Annotated in this window: 10 protein-coding genes; 6 read left to right on the top strand and 4 right to left on the bottom strand. The window is 43.7% G+C overall.

Features of this window, described 5'->3' with window-relative positions; genetic code table 11:
- Positions 1–557: 557 nt before the first annotated feature.
- Complete coding sequence (locus MKY75_RS12095) at positions 558–1,439, bottom strand: hypothetical protein (protein WP_029515306.1); 882 nt, start codon at positions 1,437–1,439, stop codon at positions 558–560.
- A gap of 623 nt (positions 1,440–2,062) precedes the next feature.
- Positions 2,063–2,557, bottom strand: coding sequence for a MerR family transcriptional regulator (locus MKY75_RS12090; RefSeq protein ID WP_029515307.1), 495 nt, complete (start codon positions 2,555–2,557; stop codon positions 2,063–2,065).
- Positions 2,558–2,732: 175 nt separating this feature from the next.
- On the opposite strand from MKY75_RS12090, the gene MKY75_RS12085 reads away from it, so the two are divergent.
- Together MKY75_RS12085 and MKY75_RS12080 are read left to right on the top strand one after the other, a co-directional pair.
- Entirely contained in the window at positions 2,733–3,584 is an 852-nt protein-coding gene (locus MKY75_RS12085; RefSeq protein WP_029515308.1) for an aldo/keto reductase, read from the top strand.
- 596 nt (positions 3,585–4,180) lie between these two features.
- Complete coding sequence (locus tag MKY75_RS12080) at positions 4,181–4,465, top strand: helix-turn-helix domain-containing protein (protein ID WP_141695491.1); 285 nt, start codon at positions 4,181–4,183, stop codon at positions 4,463–4,465.
- 370 nt (positions 4,466–4,835) lie between these two features.
- Here MKY75_RS12080 and MKY75_RS12075 read toward each other — a convergent pair whose 3' ends face one another.
- Both MKY75_RS12075 and MKY75_RS12070 read right to left on the bottom strand, forming a co-directional pair.
- The gene (locus MKY75_RS12075) at positions 4,836–5,486 is read right to left on the bottom strand and encodes an FMN-dependent NADH-azoreductase (RefSeq protein ID WP_165150645.1); all 651 of its coding nucleotides are present in this window, start codon (positions 5,484–5,486) and stop codon (positions 4,836–4,838) included.
- 587 nt (positions 5,487–6,073) lie between these two features.
- Positions 6,074–8,527 carry an NB-ARC domain-containing protein gene (locus MKY75_RS12070; RefSeq protein ID WP_340885435.1) on the bottom strand — a complete coding sequence of 818 codons (2,454 nt, stop codon included), beginning with the start codon at positions 8,525–8,527 and terminating at the stop codon, positions 6,074–6,076.
- 94 nt (positions 8,528–8,621) lie between these two features.
- Here MKY75_RS12070 and MKY75_RS12065 point away from each other — a divergent pair, with 94 nt between their 5' ends.
- The 4 genes from MKY75_RS12065 (at position 8,622) to MKY75_RS12050 (ending at position 12,279) form a co-directional block, all read left to right on the top strand.
- On the top strand, positions 8,622–9,005 hold the full coding sequence (locus MKY75_RS12065; RefSeq protein WP_340885432.1) for a tautomerase family protein: 384 nt from the start codon (positions 8,622–8,624) through the stop codon (positions 9,003–9,005).
- Positions 9,006–9,042: 37 nt separating this feature from the next.
- On the top strand, positions 9,043–9,678 hold the full coding sequence (locus tag MKY75_RS12060; protein ID WP_029515311.1) for an FMN-dependent NADH-azoreductase: 636 nt from the start codon (positions 9,043–9,045) through the stop codon (positions 9,676–9,678).
- 111 nt (positions 9,679–9,789) lie between these two features.
- Complete coding sequence (locus MKY75_RS12055; protein WP_165150643.1) at positions 9,790–10,479, top strand: metal-dependent hydrolase; 690 nt, start codon at positions 9,790–9,792, stop codon at positions 10,477–10,479.
- Positions 10,480–10,662: 183 nt separating this feature from the next.
- Entirely contained in the window at positions 10,663–12,279 is a 1,617-nt protein-coding gene (locus tag MKY75_RS12050; RefSeq protein ID WP_029515313.1) for a spore germination protein, read from the top strand.
- Positions 12,280–12,282 lie beyond the last annotated feature (3 nt).

Below are 12,282 nucleotides of genomic sequence, written 5' to 3'. Positions count from 1 at the left end.
TAAAATTTCCCAGAAAACTGTTTGACAATGCCTTTTGTCAGGTCCGCTAGAACTAAATACTGAACGACACTTAACTTTTCATTATTTAGTATGCATGGGGTTAATTGATATTGAACCTATGACTGGAATAGGAATGGAGGGAATATTATCAGTAACGATTACTAGTCAGTGTTATCACGTTGAGCGCCCTCCATCGTTTTTATTGCAATGTAAAACGCCCAATGTAACCGATATATTTGAATTGACGGCCGAGACATTAAGTCTTTGTGCTGCTGAAATGGCTTTATGAGGGCACGAAGCACCCCCTGCCTCGACACGCCTCTCCTCAATGATAGTGTTCTGTGAATTGAGTGGATATCCTTCAGAAAAATCAGTAGATTTCTAGAAGATTGTTATGATTCTTTGGAACTATTCTACCAAATAAAAACCCCTTCTTTGTAGAAGGGGTTTCAAATATACGAACCTAGCTATTCATGCCATGATTATTAAGTTGTTGGAAGCTATTCATGCCGTGATTGTTAGGTTGGATCGTTGCTGCACCAGTAGGGATGATTACGTTACCTAACAGAAACAATACTACTGCCATCATACCTAATGCCTTTTTCATCTTTTAACACCCTTTCTAGGATAGTTTTGTTCAATACATTATATTCATTCAGCTGTTCTTTAGTTGCATGAACACTAAATGAAACAAATAATGCATTGATTTTTTTATATCCAGTATCATCCTTAAGTTTATCAGACATTCGCAATCCCTTGAGGGATATATTTAATGCATTGTAAATATTACCATTAGTAAAGTGGTAAAGGGACATAAGATATAAATGATCTATATAATAACGAATATTGGCTTCCGTTTCGTACTCTCCATCCAGAGCGTCCAAATTAGGCTCAAATTCTTTTAATGCCCAATCAACGTTACAGTTATGTTTTAAAGCTGACTCCAGTATCGTAATAATCCCCGGCAACAACTCTTCTTCCTCGGCATTGTGTATAAATTGCACATATTCAGGAAGCGTCTCCATATTACCTTCCAGCAAATTCAAAACATATGTATTGGCATTTGCAATCATCCTGAAATGTGCTACATCCTCCTTCCCCTCATCGTCCAATCCAGATATCCATCCCAATTCAGAGTACTTTTCAATACAATCCCTGGCTGCTGAGTAATCGCCCATCTTTTGCAATGCGATACCTTTCGCCACCATAGAATATCCAAAATAAAAAGCAACACTTCGTTTAAGTCTTTTAGTATCAATCCTCGGCTGCCCTTTTGCTTGTCTAAGTTGGTCTTCCTCATAGAATGCGTTGATTGAGTGGTGGAGTTTATCCGCAATATGTACCATAGCATCCCAACCATCTAGTGAAAACTCTGCTTGCAGCATTTCATACAAAAGGTTTATGTCACTTATTGATTCTAAAACTGCCGAGTTAAACATATAGCTGCCTCCTGATTACATTTTTAACCAATAGTATATTATAATTGGGCAATGGTCAATTACGTAGTTAAGTGAGCTATTCACAAGTTGAATCTTCTCTGAATTTTCGCATATGATGTGAGACACTGAATCGGCTTAGCCCAAGTATTTTGGCATACTGTGCCTGTTTAAGTCTTGGACGCAGTTCCATTAAATCTTTCAGTCTGCCCCTTGTTATTTCAGACTTACGTTTCTTTACATTCTAATCTCTGTAGTAGTCAATTCTACCGCTGGCGTGGGGTGCTGCCCTCCTTTTAATCATGTGTACATACGATGCATAGAAAGCTTTCCCGAAAGTGCGTTAGCTGATCGACTGATCCCGCAAAAAGGTAAATACATACATTGGGAAGATCAGTCCGAGAACTAAGTTACCCAGACGGTTCGACTCATGTTTGAAACAACGCTACCATTTTATGATCTTTTACGATGCGTTCAGTGCTGTTATTTAGTGTAAAAACAGAGGATTTGAACGAAGGCAATGGGTCCATTTGGCCTGCTGCCTTCTCATTATGATTAAGTTATCGTCTCTCGTTAGTCCAATCTAGACTGTTCTGAATCTTGTTCATCCTAAGCCAACCAGGAATTTAAAACAGAGGATTTTCTTCGAGTGGTTGTGTCTCACGTAGATCTCTAGCCTTCCGAACAGAGGGCGAGTAAAAAACGTCACTATGCATATGCTGAATTTTATCCCAGTTGCCAGGATTGGTCGTGTCTGGAGAGCGGTGCTCCAGAATGGCCTGATATAGAGCCGTTTTTTGTTCCAAATGGGCAACGTGCTGTTTGGCTTCTTCGAGCTTAATGAGCGCCGCTTCCTTATGCTCCATCATGAGTGTGTAGCGTTGCGGAATGGTCGAATCCCCTTCGAGACAGAAATCGACGTACATTTTAATGACTTCAATCGGCATCCCGGATTGCTTGAGACATTTGACGCCATGCAACCAGTTGATCGATTCTTCGTCGAACATCCGAATGTTGTTTTGATTGCGCTGTACGCTTGGTACCAGGCCTTTATCCGTGTAAAAGCGTACAGCGTGCTCGGTGAGTCCCGTTATCTGGGCAGCTTCTTTGACTGTATGCATGTGGAATCCTCCTTGGAAAAATAAAAATTTTTGAAGATGGCTTGACTTCGTGTAACACGAAGGCGTTAGGCTTATTGTAATGCAAGTCGACCGTAAGCGGAAGCCCACTGAGGTGCCCGATTTCCGAGTTTTGCGGCCGTTTGCGTTTTACATTTGGACAATGGGAGGAAATACAATGCAAACCGTAACATTAAACAATGGTGTGAAAATGCCGATCATCGGCTTTGGTGTCTACCAAGTTCCAGATGCTGAAGAATGCGAGAACGCTGTATATGAAGCGCTGATGGCTGGTTACCGCCTGATCGACACCGCCTCCGGTTATTTGAATGAGGAAGCGGTCGGTCGTGCGATTAACCGCAGCGGCGTACCGCGTGAGCAGCTGTTCATCACGACCAAGCTCTGGGTTCAGGATGCCGGCTACGAGAGTACCAAGCACGCATTTGCCAAATCCCTGAAGAAGCTTCAACTCGACTATCTCGATCTGTACCTTATTCACCAGCCATTTGGCGATTACTACGGTGCATGGCGTGCGATGGAAGACCTGTACCGCGAAGGCAAGATTAGGGCGATCGGTGTCAGCAACTTCCTACCCGACCGCCTGATGGACCTCATCGTTCATAACGAAATCGTACCCGCCGTCAACCAGATCGAAACGCACCCGTTCTACCAGCAAACAGAGAGCGCAGCTTTTATGAAAGAGCACGGAGTTCAACACCAGTCGTGGGCCCCATTCGCTGAGGGACTTAACAACATGTTCAAAAACGAAGTGTTGCTCTCGATCGCAGAAAAATACAACAAGTCCGTCGCTCAGGTCGTATTGCGCTGGCTTGTTCAGCGTGAAGTCGTTGTAATTCCAAAATCGGTGAGAAAAGAGCGGATCGTCGAGAACTTTGACATTTTCGATTTTGAGTTGAGCGCGGATGATATCGAACAAATCTCGGCCCTCGATACGCGGGAAAGTCTTTTCTTATCGTATCGCGACCCGGAAGTCGCCAAGATGATGGGCAACTGGAGAATCGATCTGTAAACCTTGATCGAACCATAAACTTATCACTCGTTTATCCTCATCTATAAAGAAAGGGCAGAGCGGTTTAAAGTGAACCCTGTCCTTTCTTTACTTGAATTGACCCTTGGATTCGCTTTTCCGCTTTATAAGATGCCACCTTTCGCTTAATCATAATCCCCCCTATTAAAGCAATAATTCTAGTCTGTTTCTAATAGAAGATTTAGACTAATTTATTCAACAAGCATCTCTGTTAGCGCAATTCTCAGCTTGTGTTCGTAACTAGATATTTTCGGTTTTGTCAGTTGGAAGCTGGGACACACAAATATCTACGCGAAGTGCCGAGGATTCCAAGGGAATTTTCCAAGCTTGGTGCACGCTGTTTGAGTTTGGCTAAAATGTCATAGTACTGTCTAATTCCCGCATCCAGATTCCTGCGTGTCTCTGTGCAAATTGTTGGAAGGAGACAGGCGCCTTCCCAGTCACCCTCATTACAGTATCAGTACTTAGATCTTCCGCTCCTTCCTCGCGAATTTTACGGTCGAGTCCGGTCATGATCTCAGCATAATCCTTGCTTATCCCTGCTGCTAACCAGCTGCGGGTGAATTCATCATCTGATATTGATTAGTCAAATTGAGAAAGGAAATGCGATGCCCTCTTTTGAGATCATTAGCAAGCTTGCGGAGCGATTAAATTGCTCTATTACTTTTCTCTTAGAAGAAGTGGCCTCGGAAACCGTTTCTCCTCCTCCCTCCATTCCTACTCAATTGGTAAGGGCGGAACAATATCTTGAAAGCAATTTGTTAAATGAGTTTCTAAACATAATAAAGAGTATAGAAATCACAGAGGAAGAAGCTGATTTAAAAGCCCAACTCAATAACAAAAGCAAGCGCACAAAAAAATGAGTGAATTGTATATTCTTATAGCTGAAGCTTATTATCACCAAAAAGATTTTGAGACCGCTTCGTATTACTACAGGCAAGACCTCCCTGCTCAATAACAAAAAACCTCAGGGCTTCTTCCAGATGGATAAGGTCCCTGGGGTTTAACCATTATATTTCCACTTATGGCTCATAGCGCTCCATAATGATGACCGCATTGTGGCCGCCAAAACAAAGGAATTGCCTTAAGTATCAAGGATTGTAATAATGCAACTTATTTGGGTAACGTACATCAGGTGTAACAACAATACATTCCCCCATCATGGTCAAAAAAGAGAAAGAAAAACCAGAAAAAAATCCTGGAATTTTTCCGCTTTTTCTTTAGGCTGTCACATCAAAACGCTTTGGCTGCCAATATGGCTTGCCGGATTGCTGATTCCTTTATGCTCTGCGCTTGGTCCGGCTGCTCACTGATACCTTCAACAAAGATAGCCTGCACATCGTCAATGCCCAGTAAATTCATGATAGCTTTTACATAACTATGGCTGTACTCTACATCTTTGAACTTCCCATGGGAGAGAACCGTGCCGGAAGCCTGAATGTGCATCACTTTTTTGTCCTGCTGCGTCCCAATCAAACCGGACAAACCCCGCAGCCCATTATCGGCTCGCTTAATAGTCTTTCCCGGAACTATAACCGCGTCAATGTACGCTTTCAGAACCGACGGGAAAGAATAATTCCATACCGGATTGACAATGACGATTTTATCCGCAGTCATGAATTGGTCCGCAATCTCGCGCATTCGCACCGCTTTGCCCTTCGATCCCTCGCTCAGTTCATCGAAAGAAAGACCACTTGGTGGCTGCCCCCAGCGTCTTAGAAGATCGGCGTCGATTTGCGGAAGATCCATGCGATACAGGTCCAAATGAATGACCTCATCTCCTGGATTGGCCTCCTGATAGATTTCGATAAACTGTTTGCCGACTGATAAGCTGTATGTACCGTCTTTTAAAGGATGCGCGGTTACGTACAATACAGTTGCCATGATAAATCCACTCCTATGTTATGATTAAAATAATTGAGGATACAATGCTATTAATAGCAATTCTAGCTATGCTGTTCGTGGATATGAAAGAGCTTCCCCTACTCCATGACTTCCACTGTCTGGTAAACATTCAGCAGTGGAACTTTTTCGAGTCCTATTGAAAATCCGCTGAATATTATCATTACTAACTCCCTTCTTAATGTAATCATTATAGTTACAGAAAAAAATGAGTGTCAAGAGGGATCTTGAAATGCAGACACCAATTTTTTGACTTTTATTGGTCGTTCATAAACTGCATACCCCACAGGAAGACCGCTTTTCTCAAAGATGTAAAACAAAAAGAAACCGTCTGGGAAAATGGAAGTGCGACCCACCATTTACGAAAGGAACGGTTTCTTTGTACTATCAACCTTGTTCGTGCTGTCAATGAGGCCGTCCATCGTTTGGACGATCAGATTTTCAGGGAGGCTTTCACACCTAAGTTTCTAAAGAATATGCGAGAATCTGGTCTTTCGTTAGACTCTTTCCTTTGTTCCAAATATCGCGCATTTCCTGTTCAATTAAAACATGTTGAAGATCAAGAAGCACTACATTATATGCTCCACGGGAAAATTCGGAACGGCAGCACCTCCGAAGCTTTCGCGACATTTCTCAGCAGCACTCAGAAGGATGACCGCTTCTGGATAAGCCTTCTTTGCCCATAAAGCTATAGCCAACCCTTCTATTCCGCGAGAGAGAATCCATGTCCCTTTGTAAATTTGGCTGATCGCAATGCTTTTTTTGAAGCATTCAATGGATTGATCGGTCTGCCCAAGTTTCAAGGCAGCATAACCGAGGCATTCGTACGGACCGGATACTTCCCATTTATCCTGAACCGATTCGAAGAAGTACACGCTCTCTTTTAGAAGCATGGATGCTTCATGATACTCCTTTTGTTCCAGCTTTAGCTTTCCGTAAGCATGCAACGAAGCCGCCAAATTCCACATGTCCTTCGTTTTCCTGGCAATATCAACGCTCTCCTTAACGAGAGGCTCGGCATCTTTCAAAAGTAGCTGGTTGATATAAATAAATGCCATGAGACGAAGAGAAGAGGCTAATTGTGCAGAATGATTCAGATCACGGGCCAGCTCAACGCTGCGTGCAGCTGAAACCGGGGCTTCTTCAACGTTTCCTTGAACCAATTGAATGACGCCCCGCCCATGCAATGCTTTGGAAAAATCTCCACCAGGCAGTTCTTTATGAACGGTACTTTCCAGAAAACGGTTAAGCCAAAAAATCCCCTCCTTTAATCTGCCTTCATGAAGCCAGAACCAGTAAAGGTTTGAAACCATATGAAATCCGATTGAGTTGGTATGTGCATCATTCTGATAACACCATTGCATGGCTGAGCGCAGGTTTGCATATTCTTGTCTCACTTCATCAAGGCAGGCATCACGCTCTCGAGTCCTGAACTTGGCCTCGGCACGATTCAAAATTTGGCTGTAATATTGAGCATGACGTTCAAGAAGAACATGTCTGTTACGGCCGTCAGTTTCTTCCCGCATCTTCTCGCCAGCATATTCCTTAATGGCTTCCAGCATGAAATAACGGATGTAGCGGTAGTCATCACTGGTTTCGATTGAGACGAGTGACTTGTTGACCAGTCCGGATAACAGATCAAGCATATCTTCCCGAGCAAGTTTATCATCACGGGTGGGCAATGTGGGTTCGCAGCTACAGATCCGCTCCACTGCCTCCAACGTAAACCCTCCCGAAAATACACTGAGCCTTCTCAGAAGCAGTTGCTCCTTGCCGGTTAGTAGATCGTAGCTCCAATCGATTGTAGATTTCAGCGTTTTTTGCCGAGGCACAGCATTTCGTTTTCCAGCAGTCAATAATGTCAGCAGACTCGCCAGACGTTCTTCCATCTGTTCTAATGTCAACATACTCATTCTGGAAGCCGCAAGCTCAATGGCTAACGGAATCCCTTCTAATTTTTTGCATATGGCACCTACAAGCTGCAAGTTTGCCAGCGTGGGTTGAAGCTTAGGAGCAACCAAAAGCGCACGTTCCATAAACAGTTGCACGGCTTCAAATTCCTTGATTTCTTCTTCGGAAAGCACCTCCAGCGAATACTCCTCACCTGGAAAGGATAACGGGGGAATCCGATAGACGTATTCCCCCGAAATGTTCAAGGCTTCTCGGCTCGTGACCATGATGCTTAGTGTTGGCGCAGCCATCAGGAGTGATTCAGCTAAAGCCGCGCATGCATCAATGATGTGTTCGCAGTTGTCGAAAATAAACATCATTCTTTTCTCGGAGATTACATCTAATATGGTTTGGAGATCAGTTCGATTCCCTTGATTTTGCAGTCCCATAGTGGATAACAGATACTGGCCCAAAAAATGATGATCCTTTACGGCGCCGAATTCGAACATCCAAATACCGTCCGGATACGTTTCAGCAAGCGTTGAAGCGACTCGAACAGCAAGTGATGTTTTCCCTATCCCTCCGGGTCCTACGATTGACACAAGGGAATGGAACTTCAGCTGTTCTTTCAGGTCAGCCATGGATTGGTTTCTTCCTATAAAGAGAGAAGGAGGCTTCGGTAACTGACTTTGCCTTGCAAGTGAAACGGCTTGCGTGGCAACCCGACCTTCCTGCGCGGAACCTTCGAACGAAGCAACGGTTTCAAACCAAGTGACATCAAAATCCGGAAACTCCCGTTTTGTTGCAAAGCGCACTTCCGAAAAGCGTTTTACTGCAAGCCAAAGCTCCTCAGCCTCTTTCCGCTGGGCTCCCTCCAGGAAGAGTCCTTCCTCCAAAAAGACTTGAATCAAACGTTTGAGGCTGCCAACGCTGGGAAGACGATCTCCGTTCTCCCACTGTTGAACGGTTCGTGGATCGACGCCAACTTGCCTTGCCAAGTCAACTTGCCGTGTTCGTTTGGAAAGGTTATGTCTAGCGGGCCTGGAACGAATTTTTTTAATCCAATCATGGGGCCAATCTTTCAAAGATTTTTCGTCTTCCATCTTATCACCTGGCTTCAATAGTTTGAGCATCTCTGACACGAACTAACACGAACTCATGTACATTCGTGTTCTGGATTTTAACAGATAGAATAAAGCATATCAACAAAAAGAGGAGGTAATCTACATGCCTTTAACGCGTATCGTCACGTTGGAAGGACGTTCGAGCGAAGCTAAAGCCCGTATTAAAGAGGCCGTCTCGCAAACGATCGTGGACAAGCTGCAAGTGCCTGAAAATGATCGTTTTTTGATTATCGAGGAACACAACCGAGAGAACTTCAACTTTGATCCAAACTGTCTGGACATTGAAAGAAGCGATGGATTTCTCATCGTTCAAATCATTTTGAATGTCGGCAGATCGTCTGAAGTAAAAAAAGAGTTCTATGCGGCATTTGCTGAACAACTGCATGAGCAGTGCAACATTAGAACCGAGGATGTTTTTATCAATTTAATTGAAGTCACGAAAGACAACTGGTCTTATGGCAACGGCATCGCCCCTTTTATTGTTTAAATCGTAATTTTATATAAGAAGGAGAGAAAATATAATTATGTCGACTATTCTTTATATCACTGCGCATCCTGGTAATCCTGAAGCATCTTACAGCCTTTCCGTTGGCGAGCAATTTGTACAAGCCTATCAAGAAAGTCACCCAGAAGATAAGATTGTGCACGTAGATCTGTATCAACGAGACATTCCGCATATCGATGCAGATGTATTGGAGGCATGGGGCAAGCTTCAAACGGGAGCATCGTTTGATCAATTGACTGCCGCGCATCAAGAAAAAATAACCCAACTGAATCATTTGCTCGAAGAGTTTGTCACTGCGGACAAGTACGTGTTCGTTACACCCATGTGGAACTTTTCTTACCCTCCGGTATTGAAGGCATACATTGATTCCTTTTGCGTCAGAGCCAAAACATTCAAATACACGGAGAATGGCCCCGTTGGACTGCTGCATAACAAAAAAGCATTCCACATTCAAGCTAGCGGCGGCATCTATTCGGAAGGTCCTGTGGCGGAACGCGAGAATGGAAGCCGTCATTTGAAGACGGTTTTGAATTTTGTCGGCGTAACAGACTTTGATAGCCTATTTGTGGAAGGTCTGTCCACGGCGGGAGACCGCGCTCCCCAAATCAAAGCCGAAGCAATTGAAAAAGCGCGCAATGCTGCGAAGAATTTCTAAGAGTATGTTTCGATAGCGATTGGAGATTAGTCAATATCGTGGCAATGGTTTGTTACATCACATTAATCTGAATAAACCCGGCACCGCCGATTTGACCAAGGGGGAAGAAAAATGAAAGTATCTTATCATGGACATTCCGTTGTAAAAATCGAAACCCATGGCACAATTATTCTTATTGATCCTTTTATTACAGGCAACTCCAACACCGATCTGGAAGCAACCGACGTGCAGGCTGATGTAATCCTTCTGACCCATGGCCACGGGGATCATGTTGGAGATACTGTGGAAATTGCAAAACGAAATGACGCGCTGGTAATCGCATCGGCAGAGCTAGCGGATGTTCTCAGTTGGCAAGGTGTACGAACCCACGCCATGAGCATTGGGGGAGCTTATCAATTCGAATTTGGAAAAGTGAAATTAACCCAGGCTTTTCATAGCTCAAGCCTCGTTAATCTGGAGACTAAAACAATCATCTATACGGGAATGCCTACAGGGATTCTGTTCACAGCAGAGGGCAGAACGATTTACCACGCAGGAGACACAGGTTTGTTCTACGATATGAAGGTGATTGGAGAACTCAGCAATATCGATTTGGCATTTCTGCCGATCGGAGACAACCATACTATGGGTCCAGAAGATGCTGCGCTGGCAACTGAATGGCTTCAAGCGAAACAAGTTGTGCCGATCCATTTCAATACGTTCCCTCATATCAAACAAGACCCTCACTACTTCGCCTCGCTTCTAAAGGAAGGGGTAGGGAAAGTGTTGGAACCGGGAGAAGGGCTCGAGTTGATTCCCTGACCTGCTAGTTGAATTTAGTTATTTCCAAAAAATCAAAAGCGGGCGCTCTCCTCTGTTGGACGGCGCTCGCTTTTGATTTTTTAGATTTTAATGGTTAACTTTGGAATCAACTGCTCTTAAGAAGTATATTTTAGGTCTTAGAGGATAAAATATGCTTTATCAATAAAGCAAGGGGGTTAACTTGTGTTGTTAGGTTGGTTTAGAAACGTTCTGAGACCTGAAAGAAGGCGTAGACAAGATAGTGAAAAGTCCAATCAGCAAACAACTGACCCCATTAATCCGTCATTGCCCCAAACTCTGTCTTTACTCAAATCGAAACTCGGACAAGGTCCTGATTTTATCATTCGTAATTTTTCCGAAAATCCTGCCCATGCCGGTCATCTCGCAGTATGTTATATCGAGGGATTAATTGATCAAAACTTACTTTCCGATTTAATGGAAGGTTTAATTACAGAAAAACTCTCTGAATCTTCCTCTAAGCTTGGTGAAAATAGCACGGTCTCTCTATTAAAGAAGACAATTCCAGCAGGAAATATTCAAATGATACATTCGCAAAATGAGGTATATCAAGCCATTCTCTCCGGGAATGCTGTCATTGTCATCAACGGAAACAACTATGCTTTGGCAGTTTCCATCGCAGGCGGAGTAAGACGGGCTATTCAGGAACCCAGTACTCAGACCGTAGTACGGGGTCCTAAAGAAGGATTTACAGAGGATGTCTCAACTAACATTACACTGATCAGAAGAAAATTGCGGACACCTGACCTTAAATTTGAAAGTCACGTTATTGGACGATATACACAAACTAAAGTCATATTAGCTTACATTGAAAATGTCGCTAATCCAGAAGTAATACGGGAAATTACAAAACGGCTTCAATCCATTGATACAGACAGCATACTTGAAAGTGGCTATATCGAAGAATTCATACAGGATGAACCACTTAGTCTCTTTCCCACCATGCTAAACTCAGAGCGTCCGGATACTGTCGCAGGTAGCCTTTTAGACGGACAAGTAGCTGTTCTGGTTGATGGGACGCCATTCGCTCTGATTGCACCTGTAACTTTCTTCAATTTCTTTCAAACGGCCGAAGACTACTACCAGAGATATGACATTTCAACTTTTTTAAGGGCTCTTCGTGTGGTATCTTTTCTAGTCTCATTGTTGCTTCCCTCTCTATTTATAGCCTTGACGACTTTCCAACAGGAAATGATCCCCACCACGCTGTTAATTACGCTGATGGCTCAACGGGAAGGAACTCCTTTTCCTGCATTAATTGAAGCATTAATGATGGAATTGATGTTTGAAGTGATTCGTGAAGCAGGTGTGCGAATGCCTCGGGTCATCGGACCAGCCGTTTCCATTGTAGGAGCTCTGGTTATCGGGCAGGCAGCGGTGCAAGCCGGACTGGTCTCAGGTGCAATGGTTATCGTTGTTGCCTTCACTGCTATATCGAACTTTGTCATCCCGTATTTTGGTATGGCTTCAGCAGTCAGGTTGTTGCGTTTTGCACTTATGCTACTGGCGGGGGCTCTGGGCTTATTCGGTATTCTGATAGGAATTATCCCCCTTCTTGTTCATCTTGTATCTCTCAAATCATTCGGAGTTGATTATTTTGTGCCCTACAGCCCCACCTTTAAATCTAATATGAAGGACCTTATCATCAGAGCTCCGTGGTGGGCTATGAAAACCAGACCTAGCGAAAAATCAGGCCATAACCAGACAAGACAGGCAGCTCACCAATACCCTGCTAGTTCGGATGAAATCAAAAATAATGACAAGTCTGATACCCAAAAATAGGAG

Source organism: Paenibacillus sp. FSL L8-0663 (assembly GCF_038008125.1).
In the GTDB taxonomy this organism is placed as follows: Bacteria; Bacillota; Bacilli; order Paenibacillales; family Paenibacillaceae; genus Paenibacillus; species Paenibacillus polymyxa_D.
Note: the sequence above shows the minus strand (reverse complement) of the source record. Positions and strands in the feature narration are given on the sequence as shown.